The organism is Streptomyces sp. SYSU D01066-1 (genome assembly GCF_054956795.1).
The window spans coordinates 66,403-85,574 of record NZ_JBUDHV010000003.1; the positions used below are offsets into that span (position 1 = coordinate 66,403).

Here is a 19,172-nt window from a genome sequence, read left to right on the forward strand (position 1 = left end):
ACGTCATGGGCGGAAGTGCCGCTCCAGACCCCGCCACACGTCGTCGTAACCCCGTTGCAGATGCGGCGCCCCGGCCGCGGCGGGCGTCAGCGTCACCGGCCACCGCGTCTCGAACATGAACGCCAGCCCGTCGTCGAGCTTCTGCGGACGCAGCTCGGCCGCGCTCGCCCGGTCGAACGTCTCGCGGTCCGGACCGTGCGCCGACATCATGTTGTGCAGCGAGCCGCCGCCCGGCACGAAACCGCCCTCACCGGCGGCCTTGGCGTCGTAGGCGCCCTCGACCAGCCCCATGTACTCGCTCATCACGTTGCGGTGGAAGTACGGCGGCCGGAAGGTGTCCTCGCCCACCAGCCAGCGCGGTACGAAGGCCACGAAGTCGACGTCCGCGAGGCCGGGGGTGTCGGACGGGGAGGTCAGCACGGTGAAGACCGACGGGTCGGGGTGGTCGTAGGAGATCGACCCGAGGGCGTTGAAGCGGCGCAGGTCGTAGACGTACGGGACCAGGTTGCCGTGCCAGGCGACGACGTCGAGCGGGGAGTGGTCGTAGACCGCCGTCCAGAGGTTGCCGCAGAACTTGTTGACCACCTCCACCGGCCCCTCGACGTCCTCGTACGCCGCCACCGGGGCGTGGAAGTCCCTCGGGTTCGCGAGCCCGTTGGCGCCGATCGGGCCGAGGTCGGGGAGGCGGAAGGGGGCGCCGTGGTTCTCGCAGACGTAGCCGCGGGCGGTGGCGTCCAGCAGCTCCACGCAAAAGCGCACCCCGCGCGGGACCAGCGCGATGTGCCCCGGCTCGGCGGCCAGCACCCCGAACTCGGTGCGCAGCAGCAGGCCGCCGCGCTCCGGGACGATCAGCAGCTCGCCGTCGGCGTCGCCGAAGACCCGGGTCATGTCCGCGTCCGCGTGGTAGAGGTGCACGGACATGCCGGTGCGCCGGGTCGCGTCGCCGTTGCCGCCGAGGGTCCACAGGCCCGCGAGGAAGTCCGTGCCGGCCGGCGGCGCGGGGAGCGGGTCCCAGCGCAGCCGGTTGGGGTCGGGGACGCACTCGGTGAACGGCGCGGTGCGCAGCGCGCCGTTGTCCGCGCGGGTGAACGCCGGGTGCGCGGCCGACGGGCGGATGCGGTACAGCCACGAGCGCCGGTTGCGCGCCCTCGGCTCGGTGAACGCCGTACCGCTCAGCTGCTCCGCGTACAGGCCGAGCGGGGCCCGCTGCGGCGAGTTCCGGCCTTCCGGCAGGGCGCCCGGCACGGCCTCGGAACTGTGCTCGTTGCCGAAGCCGGACAGGTGGTCCAGACCGGCGGCGGTCTTCCGCGCGTCCCCGCTCATGATCGCTCCTTCGCAGACCAGGCCCCGGCACGAACCGAACCGATTCCTCCGCAGAACCGTAGGATTGGGGACGCGGGCACGCAAGAGGCCCGCGGGATGACCGGAACCCGTCCTCCCGGGGATCCGGCGGGCCGGACTCCTGTCCTACGCTCGCGGACATGTCGTGGACGCGGAGCGGTCTCACCGCGCTCGCGGTCTGTGTCCTGCCGCTGACCGGATCCGCGTGCGGTACCAGGGGGACGGACGAGCCGGACCGGCCGTCGGCGTCCGCGGGCCGGCTCCTCGACGGGACCGACGGGGAGGGGCGCCTGCGGGAAGTCGGCCGCGAGGACGCCCCGGAGGCCGGCGTCGAGGCGCAGCCGGAGGCCGACGGCGACTGGGACGTACGGCTGACCGTCCGCGGTCTCCGCCTCTCGCCCGCCGGCACACCGGCCACCGCGGTGGCCGGCCGGGGACTGGCGTACCTCCACGTCGACGGCGCGCTCGTCAGCCGGCTGCGCACCCCCGGCCACCGCCTCCCCGCCCGCCCCGTCCCCCGCGGCACCCACCACGTCACCGCCCGCCTGCACGCCGACGACGGCACGGCGTGGGCCGTGGACGGCGAACCCGTCGAGAACACGGCGGACACCACGGCCTCGGACCCGACGGCCACGGGATCGGCCTCGGACCCGACGGCCACGGCCTCCGCGCCGGTCACGGGTTCCGCGGCGGCCACCGCTTCCCCGGGCGGCCGGCACCGTACCGCGGGCCCCGGTTCACCGGAGCGGGGCGAGCAGGCATCATGAACGGCGTGCCCCACGCGACCTCGCTCCGCCGCGCCCCCGTCCAGCGGCGCAGTGCCGAACGGCTGACCCGGATCCTCGACGCCTGCGCCGACCTCCTCGACGAGGTCGGCTACGAGGAGCTGAGCACCCGCGCCGTCGCCCAGCGGGCCGGCGTCCCCATCGGCTCGGTGTACCGCTTCTTCGGCAACAAGCGGCAGATGGCCGACGCGCTGGCCCAGCGCAACCTGGAGCGCTTCGCGCAGAGCGTGACCGAGCGCCTGGAACGGGCCGGCGACGGCGGCTGGCGCACGGCGCTGGACACGGTCCTCGACGAGTACCTGGCGATGAAGCGGACCGCGCCCGGCTTCTGCCTGGTCGACTTCGGCAACCAGATACCCGTCGGCGACCGCCAGGCCGCGCCCAACCACCGCGTCGCCGACCGCCTCACCGACCTGCTCGCCGGCTCCCTCGGCCGCCGCCCCGACGACGACCTGCGCCGGGTCTTCCTCATCGCCGTGGAGACCGCCGACACCCTGGTCCAGCTCGCCTTCCGGGTCGCGCCGGACGGCGACCAGAAGATCATCGACGAGGCGCGGGAACTGCTGCGGGCGTATCTGGCCCGCGTGCTCGACTGACTCCGACGGCAGTCACCCCCGCGCGGGCGTCCCGCCCCACGGCCGGCCCGGGGCCGCCGACGGCCCGGCCCCCAGAGCGGACGGCCGCGACGGCCGTCCCCCTGGAGCCCGGCCGCATGGCCGAGACCGGGATCATGGCCCGGCCGGTCCTCGCCGGCACCGGCACCGGTGCCGTCACCGTCACCGATGGCGGCACCGGTGGCGCCGATCCGGCCGCCGCGGACGACCCGGTGATCGGCGACGCGGTGCTCAACGGCGTCCCCGTCGCCCTCGCCGCCACGCGGTGACCTGGAGTTCTGCGCTTATTGCTCGCCTGTCAACATCTTGTTAACGCCGTCCTGCGGCACCTAACGTCGTCGCACCGCCGGTCCCAGGTGGGATGTTCAAGGGCGAACGTTAGGTACTCACTCATGCTGACCATCCTCGGCTTCGCCATGATCGCGACCTTCCTGGTCCTGATCATGATGAAGAAGATGTCGCCGATCGCGGCGCTCGTGCTGATCCCCGCGCTGTTCTGCGTCATCGTCGGTAAGGGCGCCCACCTCGGTGACTACGTCATCGACGGCGTCTCCAGCCTCGCCCCCACGGCGGCGATGCTCATGTTCGCGATCGTCTACTTCGGCGTGATGATCGACGTCGGGCTCTTCGACCCGGTCGTCCGGGCGATCCTGAGGTTCTGCAAGGCCGACCCGATGCGGATCGTCGTCGGCACCGCGCTGCTCGCCGCGATCGTCTCCCTGGACGGCGACGGCTCGACCACCTTCATGATCACCGTCTCGGCCATGTACCCGCTGTACAAACGGCTGAAGATGAGCCTGGTGGTGATGACCGGCGTCGCCGCGATGGCCAACGGGGTGATGAACACGCTGCCCTGGGGCGGCCCCACCGCCCGCGCCGCCACCGCGCTCAAGGTGGACGCCACGGACATCTTCGTCCCGATGATCCCGGCCCTCGCCGTCGGCCTGCTCTTCGTCCTGGTCCTCTCCTACGTCCTCGGCCTGCGCGAGCGCAAGCGGGTCGGCACGCTCACCCTGGACGAGGTGCCGGTGGAGGAGAAGGCGGAGGAGAAGGAGACCGTCCTGGTCGGCACGGGCGCCGCGGGCGGAGGCGACGGCGCGGAGTTCGCGACCGGCGGCGCCGCGAAGGCCTCGACCGGCGGCGCCGCGAAGGCCCCGAGCGCCGCCGCCGGCCGGGCCGACGACGACGGCTTCCAGGGACTGGACCCGCGCCGCCCCACCCTGCGCCCCGGGCTCTACTGGTTCAACGCGCTGCTCACCGTCGCCCTGCTCGCCGCCATGATCATGGAGCTGCTGCCGATCCCGGTGCTGTTCCTGCTCGGCGCCGCGCTCGCGCTGACCGTCAACTTCCCCCACATGCCCGACCAGAAGGCCCGGATCGCCGCCCACGCCGACAACGTCCTCAACGTCTCCGGCATGGTCTTCGCCGCCGCCGTCTTCACCGGCGTCCTCACCGGCACCGGCATGGTCGACCACATGGCCGACTGGCTGGTCGGCGCCATCCCCGACGGCATGGGCCCGCACATGGCCCTGGTCACCGGTCTGCTGAGCCTGCCGCTCACCTACTTCATGTCCAACGACGGCTTCTACTTCGGTGTCCTGCCGGTCCTCGCCGAGGCGGGCCAGGCCCACGGCGTGTCCACCCTGGAGATCGCCCGCGCCTCGATCGTCGGCCAGCCGCTGCACATGTCCAGTCCGCTGGTCCCCGCCGTGTACGTGCTGGTCGGCATGGCGAAGGTGGAGTTCGGCGACCACACCCGGTTCGTCGTGAAGTGGGCGGCCCTGACCTGCCTGGCCGTCCTCGCGGCTGGCATCCTGTTCGGCATCGTCTGACCCGCGCAGTGGAGGATTCGCCCATGAGAGCCGGAGGAAACCGCGGTTGGCTGCTCCGCCTCGTCATCGCCCTCTCGTTCGCGCAGGCGGCGGTGTCGATGGCGCGGCCCGCCGTCTCGTACCGGGCGCTGGCGCTGGGCGCGGACGAACGGGCGGTCGGTGTGATCGCGGGCGTCTACGCGCTGTTGCCGCTGTTCGTCGCCGTCCCCCTGGGCCGCCGTACCGACCACGGCCGCTGCGCCCCGCTGCTGCCCTTCGGGGTCGTCCTGATCTCCGGCGGCTGCGCGCTCAGCGGCGTCGCCGGGTCCCTGTGGACGATGGCACTGTGGAGCGGCGTGATGGGCCTGGGACACCTGTGCTTCGTGATCGGGTCGCAGTCGCTGGTGGCCCGCCAGTCGGCGCCGCACGAACAGGACCGCAACTTCGGCCACTTCACCATCGGCGCCTCGCTGGGCCAGCTCGTCGGCCCGGTCGCGGCCGGCGCGGTCGTCGACGGGGCCGACATGGCGCACAGCAGCGCGGTGGCCCTGGTGGTGGCGGGCGCGGGCGGCGCGGTCGCGCTGACGTCGCTGTGGCGCACGGAGCACCGTACGGCCGTGAAGTCCGCCGCGGCGCCGGGCGCGCGGGTCCCCGTGGGCCGCATCCTGCGGGCCCGGGGCGTGCCCGCGGGCATGCTGATCAGCCTGTCCGTGCTCTCCGCGACCGACATCCTCACCGCCTACCTGCCGGTGGTCGGCGAGCACCGGGGCATCGCCCCCTCGGTGATCGGCGTCCTGCTCAGCCTGCGCGCCGCGGCCACCATCGCCTGCCGGCTGGTGCTGACGCCGCTGCTGCGGCTGCTGGGCCGCACCGCGCTGCTCACCGTCACCTGCCTGCTCGCCGCCCTGCTCTGCGCGGGCGTCGCCCTGCCCCTGCCGGTGTGGGCGCTGGGGCTGCTCCTGGTCGTCCTCGGCTTCTGCCTGGGCGTCGGCCAGCCGCTGTCCATGACGACCGTCGTCCAGGCGGCCCCGGCCGAGGCCCGCTCCACCGCCCTCGCCCTGCGCCTGACCGGCAACCGCCTCGGCCAGGTCGCCGCCCCCGCCGCGGCCGGCCTGATCGCCGGGGTCGCGGGCGTGGCCGCTCCCTTCGTCATGCTCGGCGCCCTGCTCCTGCTCTCCTCGGGCGTGGCCCTGCACGCCCCCCGCCCGGCCGCCGCCCCGCACCCGGCTCGTCCCGTCGGCCGGGCCGACGGGGCGAGCGCGTCCGCCCCGGCGCGGCTGCCCGGCCGGGAGGAGTGAGACCCGGTAGGAAAGGGGGCCATGAGCCTCACGGACCTCCCCCGCCCCCGCCCCCGCCCCCGTACGCGGACCCGGTCTCCCCTGCGGAGCCGAACGGCCCTCGCCGCGGCCGGACTCCTGCTGACCGTCGCCGCGCCCGCCGCGTACGCCGCCTTCGGCCCCGGTGACACCGGCGGCGCCGGCGGCACCGGGGCCGCCGCCCTCGCCGCGGCCTCCCCGGCACCGGCGCGCGGCACCCCGTACGTGGAGACCCAGCTCTTCTTCGGCACCGAACGCCCCGACGGCGGACCGGCCGTCACCGAGCGGCAGTTCATGGAGTTCGTCGACGACGAGGTCACCCCGGACTTCCCCGACGGGCTGACCGTGCAGAGCGGGCACGGGCAGTGGCGGGACGCGACCGGCACCATCGAGAAGGAGCGGTCGTACGAGCTGGTCCTGCTGTACCCGGTCGCCGAGGCGGGCCCGAGCGACCGCAAGATCGAGGAGATCCGCCGGGCGTACGAGAAGACCTTCGGCCAGGAGTCCGTGGGCCGCGTCGATCTGCGGGGCGGCGCCGACTTCTGACCCGTCGCCGGACAAGGTGAGCCGTGCCATGGCGGCGGCCCCTGGTGCCGGAAAACTAACGGCGCTAGTTTGGGCTCCGGACGACGGAGACCGCCCGGCCGGAAGGAACGCGAACGCGATGAAGGCACAAGACGGCATGTACATCGACGGCGCCTGGCGGCCCGCCGCGAGCCGGGACACGATCGCGGTCGTGAACCCGGCCGACGAGCGGGTGATCGGCCGGGTCCCGGCCGGGGACGCGCAGGACGTCGACACCGCCGTGCGGGCCGCCCGCGCCGCCCTGCCGGGCTGGGCCGCCACCGAGCCGGCCGAGCGCGGCGCCCGGCTGGCCGCGCTCAGGGACGTCCTGCTGGCCCGCAAGGACGAGATCGCCGAGACGGTCACCGCCGAGCTGGGGTCCCCGCTGAAGTTCTCCCAGACCGTGCACGCGGGCACCCCGATCGCCGTGACCGGCTCCTACGCCGAGCTGGCGACGACGTACGCCTTCGAGGAGAGGGTCGGCAACTCCACCGTGTACCTGGAGCCGGTCGGCGTGGTCGGCGCCATCACGCCCTGGAACTACCCGCTGCACCAGGTCGTCGCCAAGGTCGCCCCGGCACTCGCGGCGGGCTGCACCGTCGTGCTCAAGCCCGCCGAGGACACCCCGCTGGTCGCCCAGCTCTTCGCGGAGGCGGTGCACGAGGCCGGTCTCCCGGCGGGCGTGTTCAACCTGGTCACCGGGGTCGGCCCGGTCGCCGGCCAGGCCCTCGCCGAGCACCCCGGTGTCGACCTGGTCTCCTTCACCGGGTCCACCGCCGTCGGACGCCGGATCGGCGCGGCGGCCGGCGCCGCCGTCAAGCGCGTCGCCCTGGAACTGGGCGGCAAGTCCGCCAACGTGATCCTGCCCAGCGCCGACCTGGCCAGGGCGGTCAACGTCGGGGTCGCCAACGTCATGTCCAACTCCGGCCAGACGTGCAGCGCCTGGACCCGGATGCTGGTCCACCGCGACCAGTACGACGAGGCCGTCGAGCTGGCCTCGGCCGCCGCCGCCAAGTACGGCGAGCGCATCGGACCGCTCGTCAACGACGGGCAGCGCCAGCGGGTGCGCGGCTACATCGAGAAGGGCGTCGCCGAGGGCGCCCGGCTGGTCGCGGGCGGCCCCGACGCCCCGCGCGAGCGCGGCTACTACGTCCGGCCCACCGTCTTCGCCGATGTCACCGAGGGCATGACCATCGCCCAGGAGGAGATCTTCGGCCCGGTGCTGTGCCTGCTGCGGTACGAGGACGAGGACGACGCCCTGCGGATCGCCAACGGCACGGTCTACGGGCTGGCCGGCGCAGTCTGGGCCGGGGACGAGGCGGAGGCGGTCGCCTTCGCCCGCCGGATGGAGACCGGCCAGGTCGACATCAACGGCGGCCGGTTCAACCCGCTGGCCCCGTTCGGGGGGTACAAGCAGTCCGGCGTGGGCCGCGAACTGGGCCGGCACGGCCTGACCGAGTACCTCCAGACCAAGTCCCTCCAGTTCTGAGCCGTTCCGAGCCCGTTCCGAGCCGCTGAGCGCCGAGTCGCAGGGGAGTCCGCCCGCCATGGCCGTCCGTGCCGCCGTAGTACCCGCCGTCGGTTCTCCGCTGGAGATCACCGAGATAGAACTGCCCGACCCCGGGCCCGGCCAGGTCCGGATCCGGCTCGCCGCCGCCGGGGTCTGCCACTCCGACCTGTCCCTGTCCAACGGCACCATGCGGGTGCCGCTGCCCGCCGTCCTCGGCCACGAGGGCGCCGGCACGGTCGTCGGCGTCGGCGAGGGCGTCGAGCGCCTCGCCCCCGGCGACGCCGTCGTCCTCAACTGGGCGCCGTCCTGCGGCACCTGCCACGCCTGCTCGCTCGGTGAGGTCTGGCTGTGCGCGAACGCCCTGTCCGGCGCCGCGAACACGCACGCCCGCCGCGCCGACGACGGCACCCGACTGCACCCCGGGCTGAACGTCGCCGCGTTCGCCGAGGAGACGGTCGTCGACGCGGCCTGCGTCCTGCCCGCCCCCGACGGCGTTCCGCTCGCCGACGCCGCCCTGCTCGGCTGCGCCGTCCTCACCGGCTACGGCGCCGTCCACCACTCGGCGCGGGTGCGGGAGGGCGAGACGGTCGCCGTCTTCGGCGTCGGGGGAGTGGGCCTCGCGACCCTCCAGGCGGCCCGGATCGCGGGCGCCTCGAAGATCGTCGCCGTGGACGTCTCCCCGGAGAAGGAGGAACTGGCCCGCGCCGCCGGCGCCACCGACTACGTCCTCGCCTCCGGCACCACCGCCCGCGAGATCCGCGCCCGCACCGGCGGACAGGGCGTCGACGTGGCCGTGGAGTGCGTGGGCCGCGCGGTCACCATCCGCACCGCCTGGGAGTCCACCCGGCGCGGCGGACGCACCACGGTCGTCGGCATCGGCGGCAAGGACCAGCAGGTCACCTTCAACGCCCTGGAGATCTTCCACTGGGGCCGCACCCTGACCGGCTGCGTCTACGGTGACAGCGACCCGGCCCGCGACCTCCCGGTCCTCGCCGGACACGTCCGCGCCGGCCGCCTGGACCTCGGCGCCCTGGTGACCGAACGCATCGCCCTGGACGGCATCCCGGCGGCCTTCGACAACATGCTGGCGGGCAAGGGCGGACGGGCGCTGGTGGTCTTCTAGGGCCGCGAGGAGCTGCTCCCGGGCCGCCGTTCCGCGCCGCTTTTTGCGGTGGCGGCCCGCGTCCGGGACCGCGACACCGCCACACCCCCCAGGCACAGCGCCCCGCCCACCAGGGTGAGCGGACCCGGCACCTCGGCCAGCGCCAGCCACGACAGCAGGACGACCAGCGCGGGAACCGCGTAGGTGGTCGCGCCCATCCGGCCGGCGGTCGTGCGGGCCAGCGCGTACGCCCAGGTCGTGAACGCCAGCGCGGTCGGGAAGACGCCCAGGTAGACCATGTTGAGGGTCGCGGACAAGGGAGCGTCGGCCGCCTCGTGGGCCAACTGCCCCGCGAACGGCAGGCAGACCACGGCCCCGACCAGGCACCCCCACGTCGTCACCTGGAGCGCGCTCGCCCGGCCCAGGGCCGGTTTCTGGGCGACGGCCCCGCCCGCGTACGCCACCGCGGCCAGCAGGCACAGCACCACCCCGAGCACCGAGGCGCCGCCCTCGCCCGACATCGACAGCCCCACGGTCACCGCCCCGGCGAACGACACCGCCATCCCGGCCACCAGCCTGGGCGGCACGGCGTCCCCGAGCAGCCGCGCGCCGAGCAGCGCGATGAGGATCGGGCCGACGTTGACGACCAGGGCGGCCGTACCGGCGTCCACCCGCTGTTCGCCCCAGTTGAGGGCGACCATGTAGAAGCCGAACCACAGCACGCCCGACAGCGCGATGCCCCGCCAGGCCGGCCGGGGCGGCACCCCCTCCCGCCGCACCAGGCAGATCAGCCCCAGCACCAGGGCCCCGGACAGCAGACGGCCGAGCGCCAGCGCGCCCGGCGAATAGGCGTCACCCGCACTGCGGATGGAGACGAAGGCGGAGGCCCACAGGACGACGGTGACCGCGGCGGCACCGGTCGCCGACCGGGAGGGGGACATCATGCTCCAGGGGGGGGAGGAGGGATCGGAGGGGAGGAGGGACCGGAGGGGAGGAGGGACCGGAGAGGAGGAAGGACCGGAGGGGAGGAGGGACCGGAGAGGAGGAAGGACCGGAGAGGAGACCGGACCGGAGGGCGGGAAGGGACCAGAGAGCGGGAAGGAGCAGCGGGCGGGAAGGACCGGGGTGGAAGCCGGCGTTCGCCGGACAGGCCATCGGCGCTCAGCGCAAGGCGTCCGCCGTCACGCCCAGCAGCCGCGACAGCGCCCGCGCCCCCGCCGCCGTCACCTTCACCGCCCGTCCGCTGCCGATGCGCACGCACCAGCCCGCGTCCAGGGCGTGCCGGCACAGCGCGGCGCCCGCGACACCGGCGAGATGGGGGCGGCGTTCGGTCCAGTCGAGGCAGGCCCGGGCCAGCGGCCGGCGCCCGGTGCGGGCGAGCCCGATGCCGGTCGCGTCGAACCAGGCCAGCCCCGCGTCCGTGAGCGCGAACCCGGTGTCCTGCCGCAGCAGCCCCCGGGCGGTCAGCGCGTCGGTCACCGCGATCCCGAGCCGCCCGGCGAGGTGGTCGTAACAGGTGCGCCCCCGGGCCATCGCCGACCCGGCGCCCGCCGCGGCCGGCGAGCGCGGACGCCGTGCCGCGGCCTCGGGCGCCACCTGCGCGGTCAGGTCCTCGACGAGCTGCGCCACCCGGTCGTCGGCCAGCCGTACGTACCGGTGCCGCCCCTGCCGCTCCTCGGCCAGCAGACCGCCCGCGACCAGCTTGCCCAGGTGCTCGCTGGCCGTGGACGGCGCGACCCCCGCGTGCCGGGCCAGCTCACCCGCGGTCCACGCCCGCCCGTCGAGCAGCGCCAGCAGACAGGTGGCCCGCGTCTCGTCGGCGATCAGCCCGGCCAGCCGGGCGAGCCCGGCCGCACCGGGGTCCTTGGAGGTCATGGCACCAGCATGCGGCACGGACACTTCGGCGGGCGCCGAACCCCCTCAGCCGCCCCGCCCGACCTGCTCGTACTGGAGGGCCAGCCCGTCCAGCAGCGCCGCGAGCCCCGTCTCGAAGGCCCGCTCGTCGATCTTCTCCTGCTGCTCGGCGAGCCGGTGGGCCTGCTGGAGGTGGGGGTAGTCGGCGGGGTCGTAGGCGCCGGGCTCGGCGGGGAAGCCGCCGGCGAACGAGCCCAGCGCGGAGCCCATCACGAAGTACCGCATCAGCGCGCCGATCGAGGTGGCCTGCGCCGGGGGCCAGCCCGCCTCGACCATCGCGCCGTAGACGGCGTCCGCCAGGCGCAGGGCGGCCGGGCGGTGGCCGGGGCCGTGGGCGAGGACCGGGACGATGTTGGGATGGTCGCGCAGGGCGGCCCGGTAGGAGACGGCCCAGTCGTGCAGAGCCGTCCGCCAGGGCCGACCGTCCTCGAACATCGACAGGTCGACCTGTCCGCTCACCGAGTCGGCGACCGCCTCCAGGATCTCGTCCTTGGTGCGGAAGTGGTTGTAGAGCGAGGGGCCGCTGACGCCCAGTTCGGCGGCGAGCCGGCGGGTGGAGACGGCCGCGAGGCCCTCCGCGTCCACCAGCGCACGGGCCGCCGTGACGATCCGTTCGGTGCTGAGCAGGGGCTTGCGCGGTCGGGCCATGGCGCACATAGTAGGGCTGCGACAAGAAACTAGCGGTGCTAATTAATGTCTGTCCGTCTGTGAGGTGGCGCGGCGTGAACCTGGAGCTCAGCGAGGAACAGAGTGCCGTCCGGCAGCTGGCCCGGGACTTCGTCGACCGCGAGATCGCCCCGTACGCCGCCGCCTGGGACCGCGCGGAGGGCGTGGACCGCGCCGTCGTCAAGAAGCTCGGCGAGGTCGGCTTCCTCGGGCTCACGATCGACGAGGAGTACGGCGGCTCGGGCGGCGACCACCTCGCGTACTGCCTGGTCACGGAGGAGCTGGGGCGCGGCGACTCCTCCGTGCGCGGCATCGTGTCGGTCTCCCTCGGCCTGGTCGCCAAGACGATCGCCGCCTGGGGCGACGAGGAGCAGAGGCGCCGCTGGCTGCCGGGCCTGACCTCCGGCGAGTACGTCGGCTGCTTCGGCCTGACCGAGCCCGGTACGGGGTCGGACGCGGGCGGCCTCGCCACGCGGGCGGTCCGCGACGGCGGGGACTACGTGATCAACGGCACCAAGATGTTCATCACCAACGGCACCTGGGCCGACGTCGTGCTGCTCTTCGCCCGCTCCACGGACGCCCCCGGCCACCAGGGCGTCTCCGCCTTCCTGGTCCCCGCCGACACCCCGGGCCTGTCCCGCCGCACCCTCCACGGCAAGCTCGGCCTGCGCGGCCAGGCCACCGCCGAACTGGTCCTCCAGGACGTCCGCGTGCCCGCGTCCGCGATGCTGGCCCCCGAGGGCAAGGGCTTCTCGGTCGCCATGTCGGCGCTGGCCAAGGGCCGGATGTCGGTCGCGGCCGGCTGCGTCGGCATAGCCCAGGCCGCGCTGGACGCGGCCGTGCGGTACGCCGGGGAGCGCGAGCAGTTCGGCAAGCCCATCGCCGGCCACCAGCTCGTCCAGGAGCTGATCAGCGACATCGCCGTCGACGTGGACGCCGCCCGCCTGCTGACCTGGCGGGTCGCCGACCTGATCGACCGCGGGCGGCCGTTCGCCGTCGAGTCCTCCAAGGCCAAGCTGTTCGCCTCCGAGGCCGCCGTCCGCGCCGCCAACAACGCCCTGCAGGTCTTCGGCGGTTACGGCTACATCGACGAGTACCCGGCGGGCAAGCTGCTGCGCGACGCCCGCGTGATGACCCTCTACGAGGGCACCAGCCAGATCCAGAAGCTGGTCATCGGGCGGGCGCTGACGGGCGTGTCGGCGTTCTGAGTACGCCGGGGCGCGCGGACTGAGTACGTCGGCGGATGTGGCCGCGGCCACGTCCGCCGACGCTTGTCCCCATGAACGACACACCGGTCAAGCAGCAGAGCACGGCCGCCTTCTACGGGCAGGCCGTCGCGTCCTTCGCGGTCGCCATGGCCGCGACCACCGTCGGCATCCTCAACCTGGAGGCCGACGCCTGGGTGCGCGCCTTCCTCGGGATCGCCGTCCTGTACCTCGTCACCTCGTCCTTCACCCTGGCGAAGATCATCCGCGACCGGCAGGAGGCCGGGCAGATCGTCAGCCGGGTCGACCAGGCGCGGGTGGAGCAGCTGCTCGCCGCGCACGACCCCTTCCAGAAGCTGTGAGGCGAGCGCTCTAAGCGAGCGCTCAGCTTCGGCGGTATGGTGGTCCTCCTGTCACCGAGAGGGGCGAGAAGGCGATGAGTACGGCGGAGGAGACCAGGGGCGGCGACACCGAGCCCTGGGGCGAGGTCACCCCTGACGCGGCCCGGCGGCTGCTGGTGGCCGCCGTGGAGGCCTTCGCCGAGCGCGGCTACCACGCCACGACCACCCGGGACATCGCGGGGCGGGCCGGCATGAGCCCGGCCGCGCTCTACATCCACTACAAGACCAAGGAGGAGCTGCTCCACCGCATCAGCCGGATCGGCCACGACCGGGCGCTGGACATCCTGCGTACGGCGGCCCGGGGCGAGGGCGGCGCCACCGAGCGGCTCGCCGACGCCGTCAGCTCCTTCGTCCGCTGGCACGCGGGACGGCGCACCACCGCGCGGGTGGTCCAGTACGAACTGGACGCGCTCGGCCCGGACGCCCGCGCGGAGATCGTCGCGCTGCGCCGCCAGTGCGACGCCGAGGTGCGCGGCATCATCGAGGACGGCGTGGCCACCGGCGAGTTCGAGGTGCTCGACCTCAAGGGCACCACGCTGGCCGTGCTGTCCCTCTGCATCGACGTGGCCCGCTGGTTCAACGTCGACGGCGCCCGCACGCCCGACGAGGTCGGCGCGCTCTACGCCGACCTCGTGCTGCGGATGGTGGGCGCGAAGGAGCGTCAGAAGTAGTACCGCGAGACCGACTCCGCCGCGCACACCGGCTTGTCCCCGCCCTCGCGCTCCACGGTGAAGGCGACGGTGATCTGGACGCCCCCGGTCACGTCCTCGGCGTTCACGAGGGTCCCGGTCGCCCGCAGCCGCGAGCCGACCGGTACGGGGGAGGGGAAACGGACCTTGTTGGTGCCGTAGTTGACCCCCATCTTCACGCCTTCGACGGTGAGGAGCTGCGGCCCGAACAGGGGCAGCAGCGACAGGGTCAGATAGCCGTGCGCGATCGTGGTGCCGAACGGACCGGAGGCGGCCTTCTCCGGATCGACGTGGATCCACTGGTGGTCGCCGGTCGCCTCCGCGAACAGGTCGATCCGCTTCTGGTCGATCTCCAGCCAGTCGGTGTACCCCAGTCGCTCGCCCACCGCCGCCTTCAGTTCGTCGGCGGAGGTGAAGATCCTCGGCTCTGCCATGTCCCGGCCTCCCGCGTGTGCCGTGTCGTCCCTACTAAGCAACTGCTTAGCATGGTGGGCGGCGCGGCCCCTGTCAACGGACCGGGCGGAGCGTGGGGTGGGTAGTCTCCGGGGGGTGCCCCAGATACCAGAGAAGATCCACGAACTCACGGTCGGCCAGGTCGCCGCGCGCAGCGGCGTCGCCGTCTCCGCCCTCCACTTCTACGAGTCCAAGGGTCTGATCAGCAGTCGCCGCACCCCGGGCAACCAGCGCCGCTACAGCCGGGACACGCTGCGGCGGGTCGCCTTCGTCCGGGCCGCCCAGCGGGTCGGCATCCCGCTCGCCACGATCCGCGCGGCGCTCGCCGAACTGCCCGAGGAGCGCACGCCCACGCGGGACGACTGGGCCCGCCTCTCCGAGGCCTGGCGCTCCGAGCTGGACGAGCGCATCAACCAGCTCAACCGGCTGCGCGACCACCTCACCGACTGCATCGGCTGCGGGTGCCTGTCCCTGGACACCTGCGTACTGTCCAACCCGGACGACGTCTTCGGCGAGAGCCGGGCCGGGTCCCGCCTGATGGTGGAACGGGACGGCGGCGGACGCGGGGCTTAACGGGCTGTTGTCCGTGGGGCGGCGGCCGGTGGTGGGTGTGGTGGGGCTGTTGTCCGTGAGGCGGCGGCCGGCGTGGGGCTTGACGCTGTCTGCCCGAGAAGCCGGCCGGCGTGGGCCTCGCTGCGCCGTCCGCGGGACGGCGACCGGCGGCGAACGTACGCCGCCCCATGTTTTCGCCAGGGGTCCAGGCGGTGCTGCCCGTGGACCGCTCCGCAAGCCCCTGTCCCCGGGGCGGGGGCGCGAGCGGCTCCGGCCGTCCGTGGTGACGCCGCGTCATCGTCACCGGCGCCGGCGTCGGCGGCGAACGTACACCGTCCCATGCTTTTCGCCAGGGGCTCAGGCGGTGCTGCCCGTGGACCGCTCCGCAAGCCTCTGGCTCCAGGGCGGGGGCGCGAGCGGCTCCGGCCGTCCGTGGTGACGCCGCGTCATTGTCACCGGCACCGGCGGCGACCGCATGCCGCCGCATGTTCCCGCCAGGGGTCCAGGCGGTGCGGCGCCCCGGCGTCTCCGGGCCGTGCCGCACCACCCCCCTTGCACGTCATCGCGCCGTACCTCACGCCGGCTCAGGCCGAGACCAGCAACCGCCCCCGCCGGATGGCCGACAGGGCCTCCGGCGTCAGTACGGGCCGCGGCACCAGGATGCCGCAGTCCGCGCAGACCGGACCGGCCGACGGCTCATGGTCCAGGTCGTACCTCCAGACGAGCCGCTCGCCCGCGCACACCGGGCACGCCGTCCCCGGCTCGCGCTCCAACGCGGCGATCAGCCGGCGCAGTACCTCGGCCAGCGGCTCACGGGGATGCACCCGCGGGTCGTCGCACCACGCCACACCGAAACCGCCCCAGGTCAGCCGGTGCCAGTCGTCCACACTGCAGGGCCGGCGCAGCCCGTCGTGCTTCTCCTTCCTGCGGCGCTCGGCGAACTCCACCTCGTAGGCGAGCCACACCGACCGCGCCTGTTCCAGCTCCTCCAGCGCGGCCACCAGCCGCGCCGGGTCCGGGGACCTGTCCTCCGGCCCGAACCCCCAGCGGGAGCACAGGTGGTCCCAGGTCGCCCTGTGTCCGTAAGGGGCGAACCGCTCAAGGCACTTGCGCAGCGAGTAGCGCCGCAGCGCCAGGTCGGACCGCGGATCGCGGACCTGTCTCGCCAGACTCCGGAAACCGGCCATCGCCCTGCACCTCCGTCACACCTGCACCTGTATTCCGGTCACTTCGGCGTCGTCGTACGGACGTCGCCGAATAGACGTATCGACACACGATTCGGCTCCATCCGATTTCCGATGGCCCCCATAAGCGGGCCGGACCGCCTCCCGAGTCGACTCCCGTGACCTGTGTGTCCGCTGTGCCGCTCCACTGTGCTGACGCTGAAAAGTGACGCATGTTCATCTTCAATCCCGGGGATACCGCCGGTAACATCCGGCGCGTCCCCGTCGGGAGGAGCCGCCCCATGTCACGGCGCACCCCACGCACGGCCTTCGACAGACTGAGAACTCCCCGCGGAATCCACGGGTTCCTGAAGAGCGCGTCGCTATGCGTCCTCATTGCCGGTCTTTTGTCACCGCTTTCCCCGGCCGCCGCGGCCGTCACCGCGGCGGCCGACGACCACTGCGGCGGACAGTGTTCCGACATCCTGCCGCCCGGCCAGAACGGCAACGCCACCCTCGCCCAGATCCTGCTCAACCAGGCGTTCGGCACCCAGCCCGCGCACGCCGGGGACCAGCTCGGCCCCTACGCGGACCTCGCCACCGGCCACCGCACCCTCACCGACGACACGATCGAGACCTTCTTCAACGACGCCTCGTTCGGCGTCCCCGCCGACCAGGTCGCCTCCACCGTCCGCCCGGCCGGCCGCACCGACGTGACGATCGTCCGCGACAAGAGGACCGGCGTGCCGCACATCACGGGAACCACCCGCTACGGCACCGAGTTCGGCGCCGGTTACGCCGCCGCCCAGGACCGCCTCTGGCTGATGGACCTCTTCCGCCACGTCGGCCGCGGCGAGCTGACCTCCTTCGCGGGCGGCGCCCCCGCCAACCAGGGCCTGGAGCAGCAGTTCTGGCGTGCTGCCCCGTACACCGAGGCCGAGCTGGAGGCGCAGATCGACAGCGCCGCCGCGAAGGCCGGCGAACGCGGCGCGCAGGCCCTGGCCGACGTCGAGGCCTACGTCGCCGGCGTCAACGCCTACATCGATGCCTCCGACCAGGCCCGCACCTTCCCCGGCGAGTACGTCCTGACCGGTCACAAGGACGCGCTCACCAACGCCGGCACCATCGAGCACTTCGAACCCGCCGACCTGGTCGCCCTCGCCTCCGTCATCGGCGCCCTGTTCGGCTCCGGCGGCGGGGGAGAGGTGAACAACGCCCTGTCCCTGCTCGCCGCCCAGGAGAAGTACGGCGTGACCGAGGGCACGAAGGTCTGGGAGTCCTTCCGTCGGCGCGACGACCCCGAGGCCGCCCTCACCGTCCAGGACGGCGCCTTCCCGTACCTCACCCCGCCCGCCGACCCGCGGCACCGGGCCCTGCCCGACGCCGGCTCGGTGACGGCCGAACCCCTCGTGCACGACCGCACGGGCAGCGCGGCCGAGCAGGCCACCGCCGCCACCGCCGCCCTCTCCTCCGCCCGGCGCGGCATGTCCAACGCCCTCGTCGTCAGCGGCGACCACACCGCGAGCGGACACCCCGTCGCCGTCTTCGGGCCGCAGACCGGCTACTTCGCGCCCCAGCTCCTGATGCTCCAGGAGATCCAGGGCCCCGGCCTCAGCGCCCGCGGCGCCTCCTTCGCGGGCCTGAGCATGTACGTCGAACTGGGCCGCGGCCAGGACTACGCGTGGAGCGCGACCACGTCCGGCCAGGACATCATCGACACGTACGCCGTCGAGCTGTGCCAGGACGACTTCCACTACCTCCACCGGGGCACCTGCACCCCCATGGAGAAGGTCGAGCGCAAGAACGCCTGGACCCCGACCACGGCCGACCCCACCGCCGCCGGCTCGTACACCCTGCGGGTCTGGCGCACCGAGTACGGCCCGGTGGAGCACCGCGCGACCGTCGGCGGCAAGAAGGTGGCCTACGTCTCCCTGCGCTCGTCCTTCCTGCACGAGGCGGACTCGATCATCGGCTTCCAGATGCTGAACGACCCCGACTACGTCCGAGGCCCGCAGGACTTCCAGCGCGCCGTCCAGCACATCAACTACACCTTCAACTGGTTCTACGCCGACGCCGAGCACACCGCGTACTACAACAGCGGCGACAACCCGGTACGGGCCGACGGCGTGGACGCCGACTTCCCCGTCTGGGCCCGCCCGGAAGGGGAGTGGCGGGGCTGGGACCCGGCGGCCAACACCGCCGACTACACCCCGGCCTCCGAGCACCCCCAGTCGACCGACCAGGACTACTACGTCTCCTGGAACAACAAGGTGGCGAAGGGCTACTCGGTCGCCTCCTGGGGCAACGGCCCGGTCCACCGCGGGAACCTGCTCGACGACCGGGTGCGGAAACTGGTCGAGCAGGGCGGAGTCACGCGCGCCTCGCTCGTCCGGGCGATGGCCGACGCGGGCCTGACCGACCTGCGGGCCGAGGACGTCCTGCCGGACCTGCTCAAGGTGATCGACACCGCCCCGGTGACCGACTCCGCCGTCAGGACGGCCGTCGACCGGCTCCGGGCCTGGCTGGCGGCGGGAGGCGAACGCACCGAGACCTCGGCCGGTTCGAGGACGTACGCCCACGCCGACGCCGTCCGCACCATGGACGCCTGGTGGCCGCTGCTGGTGCGGGCCGTCTTCGAACCCGGCCTCGGCAGCGGCCTGTACGACGCCTTCACCGCCAACCTCCCCGTCGACGAGTCCCCGTCCGCCGCCCACGGCCCGACCGGCGGACACGCCGGCAGCGCCTTCCAGTACGGCTGGTGGAGCTTTGTCGACAAGGACCTGCGGGCGGTGCTCGGCGAGTCCGTACGCGGCCCCCTCGCCCGGACCTACTGCGGCGGCGGCGACCCGGCGGCCTGCCGGAACACGCTGGTCGCCACCCTGAAGGAGGCGGCGGCGAAGACGCCCGCGCAGGTTTACCCCGGCGACGACAGCTGCGCGGCGGGCGACCAGTGGTGCGCCGACGCGATCGTCCACCGCACCCTGGGCGGCATCGAGCACGGCCCGGTCAGCTGGCAGAACCGCCCCACCTACCAGCAGGTGGTGGAGTTCACGTCCCACAGATGAGTCAGGGCGGGCGGCGGGCGG

The 19,172-nt window shown here is 73.6% G+C and carries 19 protein-coding genes; 13 read left to right on the top strand and 6 right to left on the bottom strand.

Features of this window, described 5'->3' with window-relative positions; translation table 11 throughout:
- Positions 1-3: 3 nt before the first annotated feature.
- Positions 4-1,323, bottom strand: coding sequence for a homogentisate 1,2-dioxygenase (gene hmgA / locus ACY1JF_RS03985; RefSeq protein WP_462703547.1), 1,320 nt, complete (start codon positions 1,321-1,323; stop codon positions 4-6).
- 158 nt (positions 1,324-1,481) lie between these two features.
- Between hmgA and ACY1JF_RS03990 the strand changes: the two genes are divergently transcribed.
- The 8 genes from ACY1JF_RS03990 to ACY1JF_RS04025 all read left to right on the top strand — a co-directional run bounded on the left by ACY1JF_RS03990 (position 1,482) and on the right by ACY1JF_RS04025 (position 9,064).
- On the top strand, positions 1,482-2,108 hold the full coding sequence (locus tag ACY1JF_RS03990; RefSeq protein WP_462703548.1) for a hypothetical protein: 627 nt from the start codon (positions 1,482-1,484) through the stop codon (positions 2,106-2,108).
- Positions 2,105-2,722 carry a TetR family transcriptional regulator gene (locus ACY1JF_RS03995; protein ID WP_462703549.1) on the top strand — a complete coding sequence of 206 codons (618 nt, stop codon included), beginning with the start codon at positions 2,105-2,107 and terminating at the stop codon, positions 2,720-2,722. Before ACY1JF_RS03990 ends, ACY1JF_RS03995 begins: the two co-directional genes overlap by 4 nt.
- Positions 2,723-2,838: 116 nt before the next feature.
- Positions 2,839-3,009 (top strand): hypothetical protein, encoded by a 171-nt coding sequence (locus tag ACY1JF_RS04000; RefSeq protein ID WP_462703550.1) that lies wholly within the window; start codon positions 2,839-2,841, stop codon positions 3,007-3,009.
- 123 nt (positions 3,010-3,132) lie between these two features.
- The gene (locus ACY1JF_RS04005) at positions 3,133-4,572 is read left to right on the top strand and encodes a CitMHS family transporter (RefSeq protein WP_462703551.1); all 1,440 of its coding nucleotides are present in this window, start codon (positions 3,133-3,135) and stop codon (positions 4,570-4,572) included.
- Between the two features lie 23 nt (positions 4,573-4,595).
- Complete coding sequence (locus tag ACY1JF_RS04010) at positions 4,596-5,849, top strand: MFS transporter (RefSeq protein ID WP_462703552.1); 1,254 nt, start codon at positions 4,596-4,598, stop codon at positions 5,847-5,849.
- 21 nt (positions 5,850-5,870) lie between these two features.
- On the top strand, positions 5,871-6,413 hold the full coding sequence (locus ACY1JF_RS04015) for a DUF3574 domain-containing protein (RefSeq protein ID WP_462703553.1): 543 nt from the start codon (positions 5,871-5,873) through the stop codon (positions 6,411-6,413).
- Between the two features lie 118 nt (positions 6,414-6,531).
- The gene (locus ACY1JF_RS04020; protein WP_462703554.1) at positions 6,532-7,920 is read left to right on the top strand and encodes an aldehyde dehydrogenase family protein; all 1,389 of its coding nucleotides are present in this window, start codon (positions 6,532-6,534) and stop codon (positions 7,918-7,920) included.
- A gap of 58 nt (positions 7,921-7,978) precedes the next feature.
- Entirely contained in the window at positions 7,979-9,064 is a 1,086-nt protein-coding gene (locus ACY1JF_RS04025; RefSeq protein ID WP_462703555.1) for a zinc-binding dehydrogenase, read from the top strand.
- On the opposite strand, the gene ACY1JF_RS04030 is transcribed toward ACY1JF_RS04025, so the two are convergent.
- The 3 genes from ACY1JF_RS04030 to ACY1JF_RS04040 all read right to left on the bottom strand — a co-directional run bounded on the left by ACY1JF_RS04030 (position 9,061) and on the right by ACY1JF_RS04040 (position 11,605).
- Entirely contained in the window at positions 9,061-9,987 is a 927-nt protein-coding gene (locus ACY1JF_RS04030; RefSeq protein ID WP_462703556.1) for a DMT family transporter, read from the bottom strand. The genes ACY1JF_RS04025 and ACY1JF_RS04030 overlap by 4 nt on opposite strands.
- 217 nt (positions 9,988-10,204) lie before the next feature.
- Positions 10,205-10,918 carry an ArsR/SmtB family transcription factor gene (locus ACY1JF_RS04035; RefSeq protein WP_462703557.1) on the bottom strand — a complete coding sequence of 238 codons (714 nt, stop codon included), beginning with the start codon at positions 10,916-10,918 and terminating at the stop codon, positions 10,205-10,207.
- A 45-nt stretch (positions 10,919-10,963) separates the two neighbouring features.
- Positions 10,964-11,605 (bottom strand): TetR/AcrR family transcriptional regulator, encoded by a 642-nt coding sequence (locus tag ACY1JF_RS04040; RefSeq protein ID WP_462703558.1) that lies wholly within the window; start codon positions 11,603-11,605, stop codon positions 10,964-10,966.
- Between the two features lie 74 nt (positions 11,606-11,679).
- On the opposite strand from ACY1JF_RS04040, the gene ACY1JF_RS04045 reads away from it, so the two are divergent.
- The 3 genes from ACY1JF_RS04045 to ACY1JF_RS04055 all read left to right on the top strand — a co-directional run bounded on the left by ACY1JF_RS04045 (position 11,680) and on the right by ACY1JF_RS04055 (position 13,900).
- Positions 11,680-12,831 carry an acyl-CoA dehydrogenase family protein gene (locus tag ACY1JF_RS04045; RefSeq protein ID WP_462703559.1) on the top strand — a complete coding sequence of 384 codons (1,152 nt, stop codon included), beginning with the start codon at positions 11,680-11,682 and terminating at the stop codon, positions 12,829-12,831.
- Positions 12,832-12,902: 71 nt separating this feature from the next.
- A complete protein-coding gene (locus ACY1JF_RS04050; RefSeq protein ID WP_462703560.1) occupies positions 12,903-13,190 on the top strand; it encodes a YiaA/YiaB family inner membrane protein in 288 nt (95 codons plus the stop codon).
- A gap of 74 nt (positions 13,191-13,264) precedes the next feature.
- Positions 13,265-13,900, top strand: a complete 636-nt coding sequence (locus tag ACY1JF_RS04055) for a TetR/AcrR family transcriptional regulator (RefSeq protein ID WP_462703561.1) — start codon at positions 13,265-13,267, stop codon at positions 13,898-13,900.
- On the opposite strand, the gene ACY1JF_RS04060 is transcribed toward ACY1JF_RS04055, so the two are convergent.
- Positions 13,891-14,352, bottom strand: coding sequence for a MaoC family dehydratase (locus tag ACY1JF_RS04060; protein WP_462703562.1), 462 nt, complete (start codon positions 14,350-14,352; stop codon positions 13,891-13,893). The genes ACY1JF_RS04055 and ACY1JF_RS04060 overlap by 10 nt on opposite strands.
- 115 nt (positions 14,353-14,467) lie before the next feature.
- Between ACY1JF_RS04060 and soxR the strand changes: the two genes are divergently transcribed.
- Positions 14,468-14,944 (top strand): redox-sensitive transcriptional activator SoxR, encoded by a 477-nt coding sequence (gene soxR, locus ACY1JF_RS04065; protein ID WP_462703563.1) that lies wholly within the window; start codon positions 14,468-14,470, stop codon positions 14,942-14,944.
- Between the two features lie 563 nt (positions 14,945-15,507).
- Here soxR and ACY1JF_RS04070 read toward each other — a convergent pair.
- Complete coding sequence (locus tag ACY1JF_RS04070) at positions 15,508-16,110, bottom strand: hypothetical protein (RefSeq protein ID WP_462703564.1); 603 nt, start codon at positions 16,108-16,110, stop codon at positions 15,508-15,510.
- Between the two features lie 278 nt (positions 16,111-16,388).
- Here ACY1JF_RS04070 and ACY1JF_RS04075 point away from each other — a divergent pair, with 278 nt between their 5' ends.
- The gene (locus tag ACY1JF_RS04075) at positions 16,389-19,151 is read left to right on the top strand and encodes a penicillin acylase family protein (RefSeq protein WP_462703565.1); all 2,763 of its coding nucleotides are present in this window, start codon (positions 16,389-16,391) and stop codon (positions 19,149-19,151) included.
- Positions 19,152-19,172 lie beyond the last annotated feature (21 nt).

Excerpts from the sequence above, each read along its gene's own strand:
- hmgA (WP_462703547.1), bottom strand. The coding sequence starts at position 1,323 with ATGAGCGGGGACGCGCGGAAGACCGCCGCCGGTCTGGACCACCTGTCC.
- ACY1JF_RS03990 (WP_462703548.1), top strand. The coding sequence starts at position 1,482 with ATGTCGTGGACGCGGAGCGGTCTCACCGCGCTCGCGGTCTGTGTCCTG.
- ACY1JF_RS03995 (WP_462703549.1), top strand. The coding sequence starts at position 2,105 with ATGAACGGCGTGCCCCACGCGACCTCGCTCCGCCGCGCCCCCGTCCAG.
- ACY1JF_RS04000 (WP_462703550.1), top strand. The coding sequence starts at position 2,839 with ATGGCCGAGACCGGGATCATGGCCCGGCCGGTCCTCGCCGGCACCGGC.
- ACY1JF_RS04005 (WP_462703551.1), top strand. The coding sequence starts at position 3,133 with ATGCTGACCATCCTCGGCTTCGCCATGATCGCGACCTTCCTGGTCCTG.
- ACY1JF_RS04010 (WP_462703552.1), top strand. The coding sequence starts at position 4,596 with ATGAGAGCCGGAGGAAACCGCGGTTGGCTGCTCCGCCTCGTCATCGCC.
- ACY1JF_RS04015 (WP_462703553.1), top strand. The coding sequence starts at position 5,871 with ATGAGCCTCACGGACCTCCCCCGCCCCCGCCCCCGCCCCCGTACGCGG.
- ACY1JF_RS04020 (WP_462703554.1), top strand. The coding sequence starts at position 6,532 with ATGAAGGCACAAGACGGCATGTACATCGACGGCGCCTGGCGGCCCGCC.
- ACY1JF_RS04025 (WP_462703555.1), top strand. The coding sequence starts at position 7,979 with ATGGCCGTCCGTGCCGCCGTAGTACCCGCCGTCGGTTCTCCGCTGGAG.
- ACY1JF_RS04030 (WP_462703556.1), bottom strand. The coding sequence starts at position 9,987 with ATGATGTCCCCCTCCCGGTCGGCGACCGGTGCCGCCGCGGTCACCGTC.
- ACY1JF_RS04035 (WP_462703557.1), bottom strand. The coding sequence starts at position 10,918 with ATGACCTCCAAGGACCCCGGTGCGGCCGGGCTCGCCCGGCTGGCCGGG.
- ACY1JF_RS04040 (WP_462703558.1), bottom strand. The coding sequence starts at position 11,605 with ATGGCCCGACCGCGCAAGCCCCTGCTCAGCACCGAACGGATCGTCACG.
- ACY1JF_RS04050 (WP_462703560.1), top strand. The coding sequence starts at position 12,903 with ATGAACGACACACCGGTCAAGCAGCAGAGCACGGCCGCCTTCTACGGG.
- ACY1JF_RS04055 (WP_462703561.1), top strand. The coding sequence starts at position 13,265 with ATGAGTACGGCGGAGGAGACCAGGGGCGGCGACACCGAGCCCTGGGGC.
- ACY1JF_RS04060 (WP_462703562.1), bottom strand. The coding sequence starts at position 14,352 with ATGGCAGAGCCGAGGATCTTCACCTCCGCCGACGAACTGAAGGCGGCG.
- ACY1JF_RS04070 (WP_462703564.1), bottom strand. The coding sequence starts at position 16,110 with ATGGCCGGTTTCCGGAGTCTGGCGAGACAGGTCCGCGATCCGCGGTCC.
- ACY1JF_RS04075 (WP_462703565.1), top strand. The coding sequence starts at position 16,389 with ATGTCACGGCGCACCCCACGCACGGCCTTCGACAGACTGAGAACTCCC.